The sequence below is a fragment of the Nonomuraea sp. B5E05 genome, assembly GCF_039880665.1.
GTDB lineage: Bacteria > Actinomycetota > Actinomycetes > Streptosporangiales > Streptosporangiaceae > Nonomuraea.
Genome location: NZ_JBDPMJ010000009.1, coordinates 186,628 through 203,558 on the forward strand (window position 1 = coordinate 186,628; position 16,931 = coordinate 203,558).

17 protein-coding genes are annotated in these 16,931 nt (G+C 71.4%); 14 read left to right on the forward strand and 3 right to left on the reverse strand.

The genetic code is table 11. The features are described from left to right. Window positions 1-54 precede the first annotated feature (54 nt). From ABGB01_RS18990 to ABGB01_RS19000, 3 genes are read left to right on the forward strand one after another with little or no spacing between them, the layout of a single operon-like run. Complete coding sequence (locus tag ABGB01_RS18990; RefSeq protein WP_347774791.1) at window positions 55-741, forward strand: GntR family transcriptional regulator; 687 nt, start codon at window positions 55-57, stop codon at window positions 739-741. Window positions 742-749: 8 nt separating this feature from the next. Continuing rightward, entirely contained in the window at window positions 750-1,556 is an 807-nt protein-coding gene (locus ABGB01_RS18995) for a TIM barrel protein (protein WP_347774792.1), read from the forward strand. Further along, on the forward strand, window positions 1,553-2,593 hold the full coding sequence (locus ABGB01_RS19000) for a 2-hydroxy-3-oxopropionate reductase (RefSeq protein ID WP_347774982.1): 1,041 nt from the start codon (window positions 1,553-1,555) through the stop codon (window positions 2,591-2,593). Before ABGB01_RS18995 ends, ABGB01_RS19000 begins: the two co-directional genes overlap by 4 nt. Window positions 2,594-2,619: 26 nt before the next feature. On the opposite strand, the gene ABGB01_RS19005 is transcribed toward ABGB01_RS19000, so the two are convergent. Beyond that, a complete protein-coding gene (locus tag ABGB01_RS19005; protein ID WP_347774793.1) occupies window positions 2,620-3,270 on the reverse strand; it encodes a helix-turn-helix domain-containing protein in 651 nt (216 codons plus the stop codon). Window positions 3,271-3,379: 109 nt separating this feature from the next. Between ABGB01_RS19005 and ABGB01_RS19010 the strand changes: the two genes are divergently transcribed. After that, window positions 3,380-4,411 (forward strand): NADP-dependent oxidoreductase, encoded by a 1,032-nt coding sequence (locus ABGB01_RS19010; protein ID WP_347774795.1) that lies wholly within the window; start codon window positions 3,380-3,382, stop codon window positions 4,409-4,411. Between the two features lie 136 nt (window positions 4,412-4,547). Here ABGB01_RS19010 and ABGB01_RS19015 read toward each other — a convergent pair whose 3' ends face one another. Both ABGB01_RS19015 and ABGB01_RS19020 read right to left on the reverse strand, forming a co-directional pair. Then, entirely contained in the window at window positions 4,548-4,688 is a 141-nt protein-coding gene (locus ABGB01_RS19015; RefSeq protein WP_347774796.1) for a hypothetical protein, read from the reverse strand. A gap of 72 nt (window positions 4,689-4,760) precedes the next feature. Beyond that, window positions 4,761-5,045: a HesB/YadR/YfhF-family protein gene (locus ABGB01_RS19020; RefSeq protein ID WP_132595371.1), complete on the reverse strand. Its 285-nt coding sequence runs from the start codon at window positions 5,043-5,045 to the stop codon at window positions 4,761-4,763. Window positions 5,046-5,171: 126 nt separating this feature from the next. Here ABGB01_RS19020 and ABGB01_RS19025 point away from each other — a divergent pair, with 126 nt between their 5' ends. The 10 genes from ABGB01_RS19025 to ABGB01_RS19070 all read left to right on the forward strand — a co-directional run bounded on the left by ABGB01_RS19025 (window position 5,172) and on the right by ABGB01_RS19070 (window position 16,684). Beyond that, window positions 5,172-5,828: an endonuclease gene (locus ABGB01_RS19025; protein WP_347774797.1), complete on the forward strand. Its 657-nt coding sequence runs from the start codon at window positions 5,172-5,174 to the stop codon at window positions 5,826-5,828. Window positions 5,829-5,930: 102 nt separating this feature from the next. Then, window positions 5,931-6,704 (forward strand): enoyl-CoA hydratase-related protein, encoded by a 774-nt coding sequence (locus ABGB01_RS19030; protein WP_347774798.1) that lies wholly within the window; start codon window positions 5,931-5,933, stop codon window positions 6,702-6,704. Window positions 6,705-6,814: 110 nt separating this feature from the next. After that, window positions 6,815-7,237: a hypothetical protein gene (locus ABGB01_RS19035; protein WP_347774799.1), complete on the forward strand. Its 423-nt coding sequence runs from the start codon at window positions 6,815-6,817 to the stop codon at window positions 7,235-7,237. Further along, complete coding sequence (locus tag ABGB01_RS19040; protein WP_347774801.1) at window positions 7,228-8,433, forward strand: DUF6395 domain-containing protein; 1,206 nt, start codon at window positions 7,228-7,230, stop codon at window positions 8,431-8,433. Before ABGB01_RS19035 ends, ABGB01_RS19040 begins: the two co-directional genes overlap by 10 nt. A gap of 37 nt (window positions 8,434-8,470) precedes the next feature. Next, the gene (locus ABGB01_RS19045) at window positions 8,471-9,313 is read left to right on the forward strand and encodes a M55 family metallopeptidase (RefSeq protein WP_347774802.1); all 843 of its coding nucleotides are present in this window, start codon (window positions 8,471-8,473) and stop codon (window positions 9,311-9,313) included. A 54-nt stretch (window positions 9,314-9,367) separates the two neighbouring features. Next, complete coding sequence (locus tag ABGB01_RS19050; protein ID WP_347774803.1) at window positions 9,368-10,918, forward strand: flavin monoamine oxidase family protein; 1,551 nt, start codon at window positions 9,368-9,370, stop codon at window positions 10,916-10,918. Between the two features lie 60 nt (window positions 10,919-10,978). Next, window positions 10,979-11,491: a YbaK/EbsC family protein gene (locus tag ABGB01_RS19055; RefSeq protein ID WP_347774804.1), complete on the forward strand. Its 513-nt coding sequence runs from the start codon at window positions 10,979-10,981 to the stop codon at window positions 11,489-11,491. 131 nt (window positions 11,492-11,622) lie between these two features. Further along, window positions 11,623-13,629: a protein kinase gene (locus ABGB01_RS19060; protein ID WP_347774806.1), complete on the forward strand. Its 2,007-nt coding sequence runs from the start codon at window positions 11,623-11,625 to the stop codon at window positions 13,627-13,629. A gap of 16 nt (window positions 13,630-13,645) precedes the next feature. Next, window positions 13,646-15,433, forward strand: coding sequence for a protein kinase (locus ABGB01_RS19065; protein WP_347774807.1), 1,788 nt, complete (start codon window positions 13,646-13,648; stop codon window positions 15,431-15,433). Window positions 15,434-15,469: 36 nt separating this feature from the next. Continuing rightward, on the forward strand, window positions 15,470-16,684 hold the full coding sequence (locus tag ABGB01_RS19070; protein ID WP_347774808.1) for a serine/threonine-protein kinase: 1,215 nt from the start codon (window positions 15,470-15,472) through the stop codon (window positions 16,682-16,684). Window positions 16,685-16,931 lie beyond the last annotated feature (247 nt).

The following is a 16,931-nucleotide window of genomic DNA, read 5'->3' on the forward strand; positions in this document are numbered from 1 at the left end:
TAGTATACTTGTCTGACGATTCTGCTCGCGTTCGGCGATCCTTGGGAGGGTCCTTTGGACGGCCAGACCAGCTTTTCTCTCGGACCGTCGTCTCTGACGGAAGCGCTCTACGAGTCCGTGCGCAAGCGCATCGTCAACGGTGAGATCGCCCCTGGGGAGAAGCTCACCGAGATCCGCATCGCCGGCGAATACAGCGTCGCACGGCCCACCGCGAAGGCCTGCCTGGAGCGGCTCACCGCGCTCGGGCTGCTGCGCCGCACCACCCACAAGACCGCGGTCGTTCCCAAGCTCGACGAGGACGACATCCGCGACCTCTACTTCAGCCGCGAGACCGTCGAGCGCGCGGCGGTCGCGGCGCTCGCCCGCACCGCCACCGTGCCGCCGGCCGCCGCCCGCGCGCAGGCGGCGATGAAGGCGGCGGCCGGCGACATGGCCTTCGCCAGCCAGGTGGAGGCCGACATCGCGTTCCACTCCGCGCTGGTCGCGGCCGTGGGCAGCCGGCGGCTGTCGCGCATGCACGAGGTGATCCTCGGCGAGGTGCACCTGACGATGGGCCAGTTCCAGGCCCACAGGACCACGCACCCCATGAACGTGGTGCACGAGCACGACGACATCCTCAAGGCGATCGGCGACGGCGACCCCGAGCGGGCCCAGCAGCGCCTCGCCCACCATCTCGACCAGGCCCAGGGCCGCCTGCTCGGCCAGTTGCGCCGCGAGCGGCCGGAAGAGGCCACCGCGTAGGAGCTCATGTGACCAGCTGGACCGTCAACTGCTCGATCCTCTACACCGGACTGCCCCTGCTCGACCGCCCGGCCGCGGCGGCCGCCGACGGGTTCACGGCGGTGGAGTTCTGGTGGCCGTGGCCGCAGGCCGTGCCCGCCGATCGTGAGGTGGACACGTTCGTACGCGCCGTCGAGGACGCGGGCGTGCACCTGACCGGGCTCAACTTCTTCGCCGGCGACATGGCGGCCGGAGATCGCGGCCTCGTGTCGTGGCCCGAGCGTTCCCGCGAGCTGCTCGACAACATCCCCGTGGTGGCGGCCATCGGCGAGCGGCTCGGCTGCCGGGCCTTCAACGCCCTCTACGGCAACCGCGTCGAAGGGATCGACGCGAAGGAGCAGGACGACCTGGCCGTGGAGATGCTGGCGGCCTGCGCGCGCGGCGTCGACGGCACCGTGCTGGTCGAGCCGGTCAGCGGCGCGCCGCGCTATCCCCTGCTGACGGCCGCCGACGCGGTGGCCGTGCTCGACCGGCTCGGTGACGTGCCCGGCGTGGGGCTGCTGGCCGACTTCTACCACCTGGCCGTCAACGGCGACGACGTGCCCGCCGTCATCGAGCGGCACGCCGCGCGCATCGCCCACGTGCAGATCGCCGACGCCCCCGGCAGGGGCGCGCCGGGCGGGGGTTCGCTGCCGGTCCGGCAGTGGATCTCTGACGTGTACGCAGCCGGATATAACGGATATGTCGGCCTGGAATACCGCTCCGACGGCCCGGGCGCCTTCGACTGGCTCCCCCGCACGGAGCGAGCCGCCGCCCCGGAGAGACCGGCGCGATAGAGACTCGCGCGACAGAGAGACTCGCACGAGAGACCCGCGCGTCAGGAACCGTTCGCGCGACAGAGAGACTCGCACGAGAGACCCGCGCGACAGGAACCCGCACGAGAGACCCGCGCGGCAGGGATCGGCGCGAAAGCAACCGATGGGAGAGGAACGTCGTGAGCACCATCGCCTTCATCGGCCTCGGCATCATGGGCAGCCCCATGGCCGTGCACCTGGTCAGGGCCGGGCACACCGTGACCGGCTACAACCGCTCGCCCGAGAAGACCAAGGCCCTGACCGAGGCGGGCGGGCGCGCGGCCGCCTCGATCGCCGACGCCGTGACGGGGGCCGACGTGGTCGCCCTCATGGTGCCCGACTCTCCCGACGTGCAGGCCGTGCTGACCGGGGATGACGGCGTGTTCGCGCACGCCGCGCCCGGCACGTTGATCATCGACTTCTCCTCGATCCGGCCCGATGTCACCCGCGAGCTGGCCGGAGAGGCGGCCGCCCGCGGCCTGCGCTATCTCGACGCCCCCGTCTCCGGAGGCGAGGCGGGCGCCAGGAACGCCGCCCTGTCGATCATGGTGGGTGGCGAGAGCGACGCCTTCGCGGCGGCCAAGCCGATCTTCGACGCGGTCGGGAAGACCGTCGTGCACGTCGGGCCGAGTGGCGCGGGCCAGACGGTCAAGGCGGCGAACCAGCTCATCGTCGCCGCCAACATCGAGGCGCTGGCCGAGGCGGTCGTGTTCCTGCGGGCGTACGGAGTGGATCTGGAGGCGGCGCTGGACGTGCTGGGCGGCGGCCTGGCGGGCTCGGCGGTGCTGGCCCAGAAGCGTGGCAACATGCTCAACCACACGTTCGAGCCCGGCTTCCGCATCGCCCTGCACCACAAGGACATGGGCATCGTCACGTCGGCGGCCCGCGAGGCCGGGGTGGTGCTGCCGCTCGGCGCGCTGGTCGCCCGGCTCGTGGCCGACGCCAACGCGTCGGGCGACGGAACGCTCGACCACTCCGCGCTGCTCCGGGGCGTCGAACGCCTCTCCGGCGAGCTGTAGGGCCGCCGCCGGGCTGCCGGAGCGGCTCAGCTGTCGCGCTCGGAGGTGAAGCGCCGGATCAGCTCTTCGGACGTCAGCGGCTCCTCGGGCGGGGAGGGCGCCGGGTGGGCGCGCATGCCGGCGAGCACCAGCCGCGCCGCGCGCTCCCGCAGCTCGTCGCCCAGGGCGGCGGGCAGGGCGGGCAGCCCGCGGACGAGCAGCCCGACGACCCCCATGACGTCGCCCGTGCCGACGTCGGTGCGCAGCGCCCCCTCGTCGTGGGCGGCGCTCACGATCTGGTCGAGGACCTCCAGCAGGCGGACGCGGCCCTCGTTGATCTCGGGCGTGCCGGCCACACGGTGCACTTGCTCCCCCGCGACCGAGATGAGCAGGTCGAGCCGCAGGTCGGCGCAGCCGCGTACGAACCGGCTGAGCGCGTCCCATGCCCAGGTCTCCTCCTCGCGCGCCTTCTGCGCGAGCGCGATCATGCGTTCGAGGGCGTCGGCCAGCACGGCGTGGATGAGGCTGTCGCGGTCGGGGAAGTGCCGGTAGAGCGTGCCCGCCCCCACGCCGGCGAGCCGCGCGACCTCATCCATCGTGGCTCCAGGGCCCTGCTCGGCGAACACCTCCCTGGCCGTGTCGATGATCAGCTCCCGGTTGCGTTGTGCGTCCGCTCTCAGTTGGCCCGGCGCGCGCATATCGGCTGGCCGCCTCTCGTGTGCTGGAGATCGCTTGACGTGGCTCTCCACAGCAGCATAACGTCGGAAAGCGGAGAAAATTTCTCCACTTATAAGGAGGGGTGCGCCCATGATGCAAGCACTAGTCGCCCGGAACTACGGCCCGCCCGGGCAGCTCCAGATCGAGGACCTGCCGATTCCCGAGCCGGGCCCCGGCCAGATCCTGGTGAAGGTCGCGGCGGCCTCGCTCAACCCCGCCGACCTGATGCTCACGAGCGGAGCCATCAAGGACAGTTTCGAGCTGCGCTTCCCCTACGTCCCTGGCACCGACTTCGCGGGCACGGTCACCGGGCTCGGCCCCGGCGTGACCTCCTTCGCGACGGGCGACGAGGTGTTCGGATTCGGCGCCCCGCCCTCGTATGCCGAGCGCTTCGGCCTGGCCGCGGTCACCTCGGGCGCGCTCGCCGAATACGCGACCTTCCAGGCCGAGGGCCCTTACGTGGCCACGAGGCCGGAAGGGCTCGCGCCCGAGACCGCCGCGGCGCTGGCGAGCACCGGCATGACAGCCGCGGCGGCCCTGCAGGACGGCGCGTTCCTGCCGGGCGAGCGGGTGCTGGTCATCGGCGCGACAGGCGGCATCGGGAGCATCGCCGTGCCCCTGCTGGCCAAGGAGAAGCAGGCCGAGGTCATCGCCACCGCGATCGCCGAGCACACCGGCTACGCGCGCGGTCTCGGCGCCTCCGCCACGATCGACTACGTGGCATGCGACGTGGTCGAGGAGACCCTGCGCCTGCACCACGGCGGCGTCGACGCCATCGTCAACCTGGTGCTCGACGGCGAGGGGCTCACCGAAGCGGTCAGGGCGCTGCGGCCCGGCGGCCGGCTGATCACCACGACGCTCGGCTCGCTCGGCCACGGCTCCCTGGGCAGGGACGACATCACCGTACGGGTCGTCAACGGCCCTCCCAGCCTGCGCGCCGGCACCTTTTCCACGCTCGCCCTCCGCGCGCTCGACGGAACCCTCGGCGACATGATCAGCCGCCGTTACCCGTTCGCGGAGGCCGGGCGGGCCCTGCGGGACCTCGCCGCCGCCCGGTACACCCGCGGCAAGTACGTCGTCTCGATGGCGGACGCTCAGGCCGGCCGCCCCGGCGGGCCCTGACCACCTTGGCGCCGCGTGGCGGAGTCGCGCACCACCCGGCGACCCCGCCGAGGAGGTCTCCGAGCTGATCCTGGGAAACCTCGGGATGGCGCCCGGCGAGCCGGCGCAGCCCGGGCCCCGGAAGTCGTACCGGTTGTCAGAGGAAGACGGTGGTCCCAGCCTGGACGACGTAGGTGAGGGGCGGCTCGCCCCAGCAGGCACCGTGCGCGTCACGCAGCGCTCGGTAGCCGGCCAGCGCGCGAGCCACCGGTTCGGGGAGCAGCGGATCGTCACTCATCGGACACCCCCCTGAATCGGACGCGTCGTCATCGTGACATGAATCGACCGCTACGTCCCCTGCGATGCACGGTCAGGCACGCCGACCGAGGCTGAACGTGGGCTGTCCCGGAACGCTCTGCTGGGCGTCCAGCGCCTTGTCGTCCAGGATCGGCGCCGCGTCCTCCGACACGAAGACGCGTACGTCTCCCTTCTCCACGACCTGGTCGCCCGCGTACGGCGTGCTCACCAGGGTGACTTCGAGTGTTCCCGCCTCGTCGGTCTTCGGGGCGATGCGCAGCCCGGCGTCGGCGGGCACGTCCTCCCCGACCATGAGGTCGCGGATCGCCTCAACGGCGTTGTCTGTCAGTGTCAGCACAACAGACTCCTTTTCGCTCGGGAAACCTTCGCCTCCCCTCCGGCCTTCGCCCCAAACCCGGGCCGGTCTCCTCCGCGAACCCGGCGGCCCGGCATGCCCGTAAGGGCCGCGGGTAGCGGGACACTCATGAGCAAGACCGACAGAGCCGTCATGGACGTGCTGCTCGACCGGTACGGTCGCACGTTCGCGAACGAGGCCGGAATCAAGCTGGCCGACCAGCCGAAACCGCTCTACCAGCTGCTCGTCCTGGCCACCCTGCTCAGCGCGCGGATCTCGGCGGACGTGGCGGTGGCGGCCGCCCGGGAGTTGTTCGCGGCCGGGTACGCCACCCCGAAGGCCATGCGGGAGGCGACCTGGCAGGATCGGGTGGACGCGCTGGGCCGCGGCCACTACCGCCGCTACGACGAGCGCACCGCCACCATGCTGGGCCGGGGGGCCGAACTGCTCCTCGACCGGTGGAAGGGCGATCTGCGCCGCCTGCGGGACGAGGCGGGCGGCGATCCGCGCGGCACCGCCGGGCTGCTGATGGAGTTCCCCGGCATCGGGCCGACCGGCGCGGACATCTTCCTGCGCGAGGCCCAGGCCGTCTGGCCCCAGGTCGCGCCGCACCTGGACAAGAAGGTGCTGGACGGCGCGGCCAACGTCGGGCTGCCGCGCCAGGAGCGCTCGCTGGCCCGGCTGGCCCGCTCCGGCGACGAACTGGCCCGCCTGTCCGCCGCCCTCGTACGGGTGTCCCGCAGCAAGCGGACCGCGGAGGAGGTGAAGTCCGCCGCGGCCCGCTGACGGCGCGGGCTGACGGCGCGGGCTGACGGTGGGCTGACGGTGGGGGGAGGGCGTGCGGGAAGGCGGCGGCCCGCTGACGATCTGCTCTGTTAGGTTCGACGTATGGGTGAGTTTGTGAGCGTCGAGGTGGCCGACCAGATCGCCACGATCCGTCTTGACCGTCCGAAGATGAACGCCCTCAACGGTCAGGTCCAGCAGGAGATCGGCGAGGCCGCCGGTCTCGTCGACGCCGACCCGCAGGTGCAGGCGGTGATCATCTACGGAGGCGAGAAGGTCTTCGCGGCGGGCGCGGACATCAAAGAGATGGCCGACATGTCCTATGCCGACATGTCCACCCATTCCCGTGCGCTTCAGGACTGCTTCACCGCGGTCACCCGCATCGGCAAGCCGGTCATCGCCGCCATCACCGGCTACGCCCTGGGCGGCGGCTGCGAGCTCGCCCTCTGCGCCGACTTCCGGGTCGCGGGAGAGTCGGCCAAGCTGGGGCAGCCCGAGATCCTGCTCGGCATCATCCCCGGCGCGGGCGGCACCCAGCGCCTGCCCCGCCTGGTCGGCCCGGCCCGGGCGAAAGATCTGATCTTCACGGGCCGCCACGTGCCGGCCTCCGAGGCCCTCGAAATGGGCCTGGTCGACCGGGTGGTGCCGGACGAGCAGGTCTACACCGCCGCCCTGGAGTGGGCCGCCACCTTCGTCGGCGGTCCCACGATTGCGCTCCGCGCCGCCAAGCAGGCCGTCGACCAGGGGCTGGAGGTCGACCTCGACACCGGCCTCGAGATCGAGCGGCTGCAGTTCTCCGGGCTCTTCGCCACCGACGACGCCAAGGTCGGCATGCGCGCGTTCGCCGAGAAGTCCAGGCCCAAATTCACCGGGCAATAGCGCTCTTCTGGACATGTCACCGCAAACTGGACGGAGCTTTCGGGGGACTCTGATAACCCCTCGGTAGCTTCGTCCGTCCGGGCTGTGGATTGCCAGTATCGTGGCGTTTCATGATGCGCGTTCCCGTCCCTGTCCGGCTGCGCAAAGCCGTGCGTACGTGGTTCGACTCCCGTTACATCTCCATCGCCGATCATCGCCAGGACATCAGGGACGCGCTCTGGGAGGTCCAGACCCTGCGGCGGGAGATGGCGACCCTCCAGGGCGAGGTCGAGCGGCTGCGGAACGCGCGCCCGCCGTCGGCCGGAGGCGGCACGGCCGACAGCAAGATCGACAAACTCGGCGGCAAGGCCGACGACGCCCACCGGCTCGCCCAGGAGACGGCCAAGGCGCTGGACGGCGTGCTGCAGAACGAGGTCCTCGTCTGGCAGGCCATCGACGACCTGCGGACCCGCCTGCCCGTGGGAGACGCTCCCGCGGCAGGCCGGGCGGACGAGCGGGCACGGGGGCGTTCCGAGGAGCAACCGTGCGCGTGACGTGGGCAGGCGCGGATCTGACGTTCCGCCTCGACCCGGACGACGAGATCACCGGCAGGGCCTCCGACGAGCACCCCATCAAGCTCGCCACCAACTCCTGCTCCGTCGGCGGCGTCCCCGACGACGCCCACCCCGACCTCTTCGCCCTCGCCGCCTGGACGGTCGTGGCGCCGTGGACCCGCCGGCGCATCTCCTTCGACCGGGCCGTATCGGCGGAGCTGGCCGAAGCCCTGCATGCCGGCTGGGGGATCGAGGCGGGCCCCGTAGGGGCGGAGCCGCGCAGGCCGGGGGCCAGGCTCGCGATCTCGTACAGCGGCGGCGCGGACTCCGTCGCGACGGCCGCCATGTACCCGGAGGCGCCGTTCGTGCACTTCCAGCGCGTGCCGCACCGGCGGGTCCCCAACCGCTGGCCCCACTACCGGTCCGACGTGCTGGCCAGGCTCGCCGAGCGGACGGGCCGCGAGTTGTCCACGGCCACCTCCGACCTGGAGTACACCCTCGCCGAGCCGCGTCCCGGCTATCCGGAGCACCACGCGGTGGCGGTGGGCGCGCTGCTCCTGGCCGACCAGCTGAACCTCGGCGGGCTGGCCTTCGGCTATGAACTCGGTTCACGCTGGCTCGGCGGGGATCGCTACGTGTTGCGCTACACGCCGGACAACCCCATGTGGGCGCCGAACGGCAGATGGGGCAGGTTATTCGCGGCGGCGGGCGTGCACATCGTGCTGCCCGTGGGCGGCGTGAGCGAGGCGGTCACCATGCGCCTGGCCCTCGACTCCGATATGAAGAAGTACGTGCGCTGGTGCCTGCGCGGCACCGACGGGCCGTGCCGCACCTGCGGCAAGTGCCTCTACAAGGAGCTCATCCAGGCCGCCGTCGAGCGCCGCCCCCTGAACACCCCCATGACCGCAAGGCACCGCGCCGCACAGCCGTGGCTCAAGAAGCCACCCTACGGCGGCCAGGAGATGGTCGAGTACGGGCTGGCGCGCGTCCCCGGGATCGAGCACACCCTCTTCGCCGGGGTGCTCGACTACTTCGACGCCACGGAGGAGTCCACGAGCTGGCTGGACCACTGCTACCCGCCGGCCCTCGACGAGATCCCGGCCCCGTGGCGGGCCGAGGCGGCCGCGTACATCGAGGCGAACGTGGGGCTCATGACGGAGGATGAGGTGCGCCGGGTGGAGACTTGGGGCGCCTGACCCCGGGCGGGCGTGGAGCGATGAAGGAGCAGGGCACGTGAAGGTCTATCTGTCGGTGGACATGGAGGGCGTGACGGGGCTGACGGACCCCGAGGAGATGCACGCGGGCAAGCGCGGCTACGAGCGCGGCTGCGAGCTGATGACCGCCGACGCCAACGCCGCCGTCGAGGGCGCGTTCGACGCGGGGGCGGCGAGCGTGCTGGTCAACGACGCCCACGGGTCCACCAAGAACCTCCGGATCGACCTGCTCGATCCCCGGGCCAGCCTCATCCGGGGGCCGGGCAAGGCACAGCGGATGGCGCAGGGGCTGGACGGGTCGTTCCAGGCCGCCTGCTTCGTGGGCTATCACGCCCGCGCCGGCGTGCAGGACGGCGTGCTGAACCACACCTGGATGGGCAAGGAGATCCAGAACGTCTACCTCAACGGCGAGCTGTGCGGGGAGACCCGGCTCGTCGCCGCGTGCGCCGGGTTCCACGGGGTGCCGGTCGCGGTGGTGACGGGGGACGAGGCCGTCGGCGAGGAGGCGCGCGAGTTGCTCGGCGACGTCGAGACGGTCGCGGTGAAGAAGGGGATCGACAAGTTCTCGGCCGAGCTGCTGCCGCCGAGCGTCGCCCAGGCAAGGATCCGTGAGGCCACGGCGCGGGCGCTCGGCAGGTTGAGCGACTTCACGCCGTATGAGGTGGCGGCGCCGTACACGCTCGGGGTGGAGTGGAACTCCACCGCCATTGCCGCCGCTGTGGCGCTCATCCCCGGCGTGAAGTCGGCGGGGTCGCGTCACACGGAGTTCACCACCGACGACTTCACCCAGATCATGGCGCTGTTCGGCATCTTCGCCACCATCGGCGGCCAGGTCGCCTGCGGCAGCGGACCGTACGGGTGACAGGGCGTGGGGATGACGGTGAACGCCCGGGACCGGGTGTAGGGGGCGGGTGACGTGGAAGGCGCGGCGCTGACCCGGCGCGGGCTGCTCGTCGGGATCGGCGCGGTGGGCGGCGCGGGCGCCATGTACGCGGCCATGGGCGCGTTAGGGCTCGCGCCCTCGGAGCAGTCCAAGGATTACGTGGCGCCCAGGCCGGGCGACTTCACCTTGCGCGGCAAGGGCACGGCCAAGGTCGTGATCATCGGTGCGGGGGTGGCGGGGCTGACGGCGGCGTACGAGCTGGGCAAGGCCGGTTATGACTGCACGCTGCTGGAGGCCAGGGAGAAGGCCGGCGGGCGCAACCTCACGCTGCGCGGCGGCGACCGTCTCAGCGAGCAGAACGGCCCGGCGCAGGAGGTGACGCTCGGCGACGGCGTCTACTTCAACGCGGGCCCCGCCAGGATCGCCCCGTGGATGGTGACCCTCGACTACTGCCGCGAGCTGGGCATCCCGATCGAGACCTTTATCAACGACAACGCCGCCGCGTACGTGCACACCAACGGGCGGACGATGCGGGCGCGGACCGCCCGAGCCGACATGTATGGATATGTCGCAGAAATGCTGGCGAAAGCCACAAATGTCGGTGCGCTGGATAAGGCCATCACCAAGGACGACCAGGAACGCCTGCTCGATTTTCTCAGAAGGTTCGGTGACCTGGGCCCACGGCTAAATTATGAAGGCTCGTCGCGCCGCGGTTTCACGAAATTTCCGGCAATAGACGGTGGTGTCCTCCTCGACGCCCCCGGCTCCCTCCACCAGATCCTCGCCGCGGGCACCGGCCGCGCCATCACCAACAACTTCGGCTTCGACCAGGCCACCCCCATGTTCCAGCCCGTCGGCGGCATGGACGCGATCGTCACCAGGCTGGTGGAGGCGGTGGGCGAGGACAACATCACGACGGGCGCCAAGGTCACCAGGATCACCACTCTGGACGACGGCGTCGAGGTCGTCTGGACCGGCGGCAGCGTCAAGGCCGACTACTGCATCGCCACCCTCCCGCCGCACGTCCTCGCCAAGATCCCGCACAACCTCGGAGCCCAGGTCACCAATGCGCTCAGGACGCCGGCCCCGATCGCCGCGGGAAAGATCGGGCTGGAGTACGGCAGGCGCTGGTGGGAGCTGGAGGACCACATCTACGGCGGCGTGACGGAGACGGACCTCGACATCACCCACATCTGGTACCCCTCCCACGACTACCACGCCGAACGCGGCCTGCTCGTCGGCTACTACAACACCGAGCGCGACGCCGAGCTGTACGGAGCACTCACCCCTGAGGACCGCAGGCGCAGGGCGCTCACCCAGGGCAAGAAGATCCACGGCGAGAAGTACCGCCAGAACCTCCTGTCCAGCGTCTCCATCGCGTGGGAGCGCCAGGAGCACATCCAGGGCGGCTGGGTGCGCTGGCCGTCCTTTGATTCGTCCTTCACTTTTCTGCAACGCCCCGCCGGAAGGGTTTACTTCGCGGGCGACTGGCTCACCCATCTGATCGCCTGGCAGGCGGGGGCCATGGAGTCCGCCCGCGGCGCCGTCACGCTGCTGCACCAGCGGGTGCTGCAGTCCCCGTGACGTCGCACGCTGCTCCGACGCCCGGGTTAGGGTCCAAGGAGAAGCGATCGAGGAGATGGGATGAGCTTGCACTGGGTGCCCGCGACCGAACGGATCGACCTCCTGGCTGATCCGGTGGCGCGGGCCGTTGCGCACGTGGAGAGTGTCGAGGTGGCCGAGATCGACCCCGATCTGGCCGACACGGCGGCGTTCTGCGAGCGCTACTCCGTGCGGCTCGACGAGTCGGCCAACTGCGTGGTCGTGGCCGCGAAACGAGGCGGCAAGATCCGCTACGCCGCCTGCATGGTGCTCGCGACGATGCGGGCGGACGTGAACGGCGTCGTGCGCAGGCATCTCGACGCCAGGAAGGCGAGTTTCGCGCCGATGGCCGACGCGGTCGAGCTGACCGGCATGGAATACGGCGGCATCACGCCACTGGGGCTGCCGGATGACTGGCCGATCCTGGTGGACACGCACGTCGCGGAGCACCCGAGGGTGGTGATCGGAAGCGGTGTGCGCAGGTCGAAGCTGGCCGTCTCCGGGGCCGGGCTGGCCGGGCTGAAGGGGGCCGAGGTTCTCTCGCTGGCCGGCTGACACAAACTGAAGCCGATTCGAGACCGTTGGATGGGAAACCGATGAGCCCTTTCCGGACGTTGTACGAGTGGGAATGTGGCCTCATGGTTCATCTCGTGGGCGGTGACTAAGCCGATATGGTGCTTCATGCCATGAACGATGACCGACTTGGCCCTTACCGGTTGCTCAGGCGGCTCGGTGAAGGCGGGATGGGCGTTGTCCACCTCGCTGCCGACCCGCAGGGGCGCCAGGTGGCGGTCAAGGTCCTGCGCGGGGAGGTCGCCGGCGACGAGGTCGCCAGGCGGCGGCTTTCGCGCGAGGTCGAGACCATGCGCAGGGTGCGGAGCAACTACATCGCCGAGGTGCTCGACGCCGACGTGACCGGCCATCGCCCCTACATCGTCACCCGCTACGTGCCCGGCCGTCCTCTCGACGAGATCGTCAAGGACGACGGCCCGCTCGACCTGCCGGCGCTGGTCAAGGTCGCGCACGGCGTGGCGTCGGCGCTGGCCGTCGTGCACTCGGTGGGGGTGATCCACCGCGACCTCAAGCCGGGCAACGTGCTGATCCTCGACGGCGAGCCCGTGCTGATCGACTTCGGCATCGCGCAGGCGGTCGACGCGACGCGGCTGACGCAGACCGGCATGTTCATCGGCACGCCCGGCTATCTCGCGCCCGAGATCATCGAGGGCCAGGAGGCAGGCCCCGAGGTCGACATCCACGCGTGGGCGGGCACGCTGCTGTTCGCCGCGACCGGCCAGCCGCCCTTCGGCAAGGGCACGCTGGAGATGGTCTTCTACAACATCACGGCGGGCAAGGCCGACATCAGCGCCGCTCCGGCCTCGTTGCAGCCGCTGCTCAAGGCGGCCTTCCAGCGCAATCCGGCCAAGCGCCCCAAGGCGGCAGACCTGGCCGAGCAGACCGCCAGGATGATGCCCCAGCCGCCGCGGGGCGGCTCGCCTGACGAGTTGTCCACCGTGCCGCGTCCCGGCACGTCCCCGGCCGGCCTTCCGGTCCCGCGGCCCGCGGCCGACAAGCCGCCCCACGACGTGTCCACGCCGCCGGTGACGCCGCGGCGGCTGCTCGAGAGCCAGGACCACCCGGCCACCCCGCCACCGCAGGATCAGCAGTACGTCTCGCTCCTGCCCAACCAGCCCGACCCCTGGCCGACCCGCAGGGTGTCGCCGGAGGAACTGCGCAGGATCCAGCGTGAGAGCGGGGTGTCGCAGCCCTGGCCGGCGCAGCCGGGCGCCCACAACGCGCCGCCGGGCGAGGCCGACGTGCCCACCAGGCGGGTGCGGCCCGACTCTCCCGAGTTCCGCGGGCTCACCGCCGGCCCGCCCGCCGACGCCAGGCCCGGCACGGGTCCCGCTGGAGGGCCGGGTGGAGGGCCGGGTGGAGCGGCAGGTCCTGGCCGGTCCGGGCCCGGCCACGACTACGCCAGGCCGACGCCCACGCCGGCGCAGCCGCCGCCCTACATCCCGGCGCAGCAGCACTACCAGCCCGGCCCCACGAAGCGTGAGCCCTTCATCCCGGCCGTGTCACCAGGCAACGTGCTGCAGCGTTCCAGGGCCTACGGCGTGGCGAGCGCCATGCTGCTCGTCCTCATGATCGTGGCGGCCGTGCTCGCGCCCGTGCTGGTGGCGGTCCTCGCGATCCCGGTCGCGGTGTTGTTGCGGGCGGCCGACCTGGCGCAGCCCGCGCTGATGGCGCGCCGTGCCGCGGGTGCGGCGGCGCTCGACGTCGTCAGAGTGCTCTCCTACCCCAAAGAACTCGCCAAATCGGCGGGCATCACGTTCGCTCTGCTGCTTTATGCCGTCATCCTGGGATTGCCGGTGACGCTGCTGCTCACCGTGGTCGCCAGGATGGACGCGTCCTACGCCCTGGCGTGGGGCGCCGCGATCGCCCTGTGGACCGTCTGCGCGGGTCCAGGGGTGGAAGGGCCAGGCAAGCAGATGCGCAGAACGCTCTCATCGCTCGTACCCTCGAGAACAGCGGCGATGGTGATGGCCGGAGTGCTCGCGGCAGGCGCCGCGCTCTCGCTGATCCTCGCTTACGGCACGTTCGGGGACAAGCCAAGGGGGGCCGTATGGACTCCGCTGAACGTCGATCCAGTGGTCAAGCAGCTCGAAAGTCTGAGGGGGAATTCAGGAGGATGACGCGGGGAAGGTGGCGATGAACACCCAGGCACCAGAGCGCCTCGGCCCCTACCGGCTGGTCAGGAAGATCGGCGAAGGCGGCATGGGGGTCGTCCACCTCGGTCTCGACGGTGACGGCCGCGAGGTCGCGATCAAGGTGCTCCATCCGCACGTGGCCGCCGACCTCAAGGCACGCGACCGGCTGACCCGCGAGGTCGAGACCATGCGCCGGGTGCGCAGCCCGCACGTGGCCGAGGTGATCGACGCCGAGCTCGTCGGCGGCCAGCCGTATGTCGTCACCCGCTTCGCGCCCGGCCGCACGCTGGAGGACACCGTCCTGGCCGAGGGCCCCCTGGAGGCGCGCGACCTCATCAGGCTCGCCCAGGGGCTGTGCAGGGCGCTGGTGGCCATCCACGCGGCCGACGTGATCCACCGCGACTTCAAGCCGTCCAACGTGATGCTCGTCGACGGCGAGCCGCTGGTCATCGACTTCGGCATCGCCCACCTGGTGAACGCCACCAGGCTCACCCAGACCGGCATGTTCGTCGGCACGCCCGGCTATCTCGCGCCCGAGATCATCCGCGACTCCGAGATCACCCAGGCGGCCGACGTGCACGCGATGGCCTCGACGGTGTTCTTCGCCGCGACGGGGGCGCCGCCGTTCGGCACGGGCACGTTCGAGGCGGTCTGCTTCAACATCATGGAAGGGCGGGCGCAGATCGACAAGGCGCCCGCGTGGCTGCGCGGCTGGCTCACCCGCGCGCTGCAGGTCGAGCCGTCGGCCCGGCCCGACGCGCACGAGCTGCTGCGGATGGCCAAGGCGCTCGACCCGTCGGTGACCGCGTTCAACGAGGCCTCGTTCGACGGCCCCACGGGCACCAAGCGCATGGGCGACCGCACCCGGACCATGGACACGTTCTCCGATCTGCTGCCGCCGGTCGACTACGGTGCGCCACCGGCGCCCCAGCGGCGTGAGGCGCCGCCGCGGCGTGACGAGCGGCCCCCGCCCTACGTGCCCGCGCCGGTCTCGGCCAGGCCGCCCGTGCCGCGTGCCGACCAGCACGTGGCGGGCTACGCCGCGCCGCGGCCCACCGCTCCTGCGCAGGCCAGGCCCTACACGCCGCCGCCCGAGCCGCGGAAATACACACCGCCGTCCGAGCGGAAGAAATACCTTTTCGGCAGCCAGTTCGTGGGGCTGCTCATGCTCGTCACCCTGGTCGCGCTGACCGTGATGATGCCGGTCATGGTGGGCGCGATCGCCGTGGCGATCGTGCTGGTGCTGCGCATCGGCGAATACCTCTTCGGCGACCTGGTCAAGCGGCGCCAGGTGCGGGGGAGCAGCGCGGCCGACCCGTGGCTCGTGGTGGTGGGCACGCCGTGGGCGCTGGTCAAGTCCGCGCTCGTGTCGGCGGTGCACGTGCCGCTGGCGCTGCTGTTCGGCGTGTGCGTCTGGGGCCTGCTCCACTGGGTCGGCCAGATGAGCGTCAACGTGGCGGCCTCCTACGCCGCGGGCGCGTTCGCGACGGGCCTGTTCGTGTTGCCCGGCGGCGGCGCGCCGCGCAAGGCCGTCACCCGCACGCTCACCGGCGTGCTGCGCAGCCCGGGAGCCGCGCTGGTCGCGGTCGTGCTGATGGGCACGGCGGCGTTGTTCGCGGTGATGTTCGCGCTGGGCCAGGACGCGGTGTGGACACCATGGCGGGCGCCGGAGACCGTGATCGAAGACCTGGCGAGCGACGCCAGGCAGACCACGGTCGGCCTGATCACCGGGATGATCGACAGCTTGCTCGACGGGCTCGGGCTGGGGTTCCTGACTCCCTGGAACTGAGTGTCCCCGCGGGCTCTCGAGGGGAGAAGAAGAAGTATGGGCGACAGGCTCGGTCCGTATGAGCTCCTCTCCCGGCTCGGGGCCGGTGGGTTCGGCGAGGTGCACCTCGCGCTCGACGCCGAGGGCCGCACGGTCGCCGTCAAGGTGCTGCATCCGCATGTCGCGGCCGACGGGGGCGCGCTGGCCAGGCTCGCGCGCGAGGTCGAGACCATGCGCAGGGTCGGCGGGCCGCACGTGGCGGAGGTGCTGGACGCCTCCCTTGAGGGCGCCCGCCCCCACCTGGTGACCCGCTACGTCCAGGGCCGGCCGCTCAGCGCGGTGCCCGTGCCCGTCGCCGACCTTCGCCGGCTGGCCGGCGGGCTGGCCGACGCGCTGCTCGCCATGCACGAGTCGGGCGTGGTGCACCGCGATCTCAAACCGGCCAACGTGATGATGACCGAGGGCGAGCCGGTCGTCATCGACTTCGGCATCGCCAGCGCCCTCGACTCGTTGTCCGTCACGGCCTCGGGCGCGGTGGTGGGCACGCCCGGCTACCTCGCTCCCGAGGTGCTGGAGGGCAAGAACGCGGGCCCTGAGGCCGACGTGTTCTCCTTCGGGGCGACGCTGGCCTACGCGGCGACCGGGCGGCAGCCGTACGGGCAGGGCCCCGCGTCGGCGGTCGCCTACCGGGTCGTGCACCACGAGCCCGACCTGGAGGGCGTGCCCGGCTGGCTGGAGCCGCTGTTAGCCGAGTGCCTGTCCACCGATCCCGCTGCGCGGCCGACGGCCGCGCAGATCTGTGCCAGGCTCGACGTGGCGCCCGTCTCCCACGTGCCCCGCGCCTTCGTCCAGCCCGCACGTCCGCGCTCGGACGCCGACGACACGAGCACGAGGGCGTGGCGGCCGGGCAGGGAGCGCCGCCGGCGTTCGGTGGAGGAGTCGAGGGCGTGGCACAGGGAGAAGGTGCGCAGGCGGTGGGTGATCGGTTCCGGGCTGTTCGTGGGGCTGCTGGCCGCCGCCGCCCAGGAGACGCTGCCCGAGGTGGCGCTCTTCCTGCTGGCCGCGTACGCGCTGGGTGTGGTGTCCGACGCCGGGGTGGCGCTCTTCTCGCGCGCCCTCTACCGGCGGCGCCGCGTCGTCACGGATATGGTCAGTGTGGCGGGCACGGTCGGGCTCTGTTTCGGGCTGGCGGCGGTGTTCAGCACGTTCACCCTGGCCTTGTTCGCGGGCACGGCCCTGGTGGTGGGGATCGTGTTCCTGCTGTCGGCCTGATCCCCGCCGCGAAGGGGTGGGAGGCAGCAACAGAATGAAGTTCGGTATGGTGGTGCCGGCGGGATCCTCCGCCGGCCGCCCCCACCCGGCGGTTGCACACCAACTACCCATGGGTAACATAACGCCAGACCATGGCACACCCTCTGTCGGGAGCCCGGCGGGCACCTGGCAGTCTGGACAGCATTGCATTCGGCGCCCACCGCAGCGAGGCGGTGGCGCACGCGAACACGGGAGGTCGGCCACCGGC

Excerpts from the sequence above, each read along its gene's own strand:
- ABGB01_RS19005 (WP_347774793.1), bottom strand. The coding sequence starts at position 3,270 with ATGCGCGCGCCGGGCCAACTGAGAGCGGACGCACAACGCAACCGGGAG.
- ABGB01_RS19010 (WP_347774795.1), top strand. The coding sequence starts at position 3,380 with ATGATGCAAGCACTAGTCGCCCGGAACTACGGCCCGCCCGGGCAGCTC.
- ABGB01_RS19015 (WP_347774796.1), bottom strand. The coding sequence starts at position 4,688 with ATGAGTGACGATCCGCTGCTCCCCGAACCGGTGGCTCGCGCGCTGGCC.
- ABGB01_RS19025 (WP_347774797.1), top strand. The coding sequence starts at position 5,172 with ATGAGCAAGACCGACAGAGCCGTCATGGACGTGCTGCTCGACCGGTAC.
- ABGB01_RS19030 (WP_347774798.1), top strand. The coding sequence starts at position 5,931 with ATGGGTGAGTTTGTGAGCGTCGAGGTGGCCGACCAGATCGCCACGATC.
- ABGB01_RS19035 (WP_347774799.1), top strand. The coding sequence starts at position 6,815 with ATGATGCGCGTTCCCGTCCCTGTCCGGCTGCGCAAAGCCGTGCGTACG.
- ABGB01_RS19055 (WP_347774804.1), top strand. The coding sequence starts at position 10,979 with ATGAGCTTGCACTGGGTGCCCGCGACCGAACGGATCGACCTCCTGGCT.
- ABGB01_RS19060 (WP_347774806.1), top strand. The coding sequence starts at position 11,623 with ATGAACGATGACCGACTTGGCCCTTACCGGTTGCTCAGGCGGCTCGGT.
- ABGB01_RS19065 (WP_347774807.1), top strand. The coding sequence starts at position 13,646 with ATGAACACCCAGGCACCAGAGCGCCTCGGCCCCTACCGGCTGGTCAGG.
- ABGB01_RS19070 (WP_347774808.1), top strand. The coding sequence starts at position 15,470 with ATGGGCGACAGGCTCGGTCCGTATGAGCTCCTCTCCCGGCTCGGGGCC.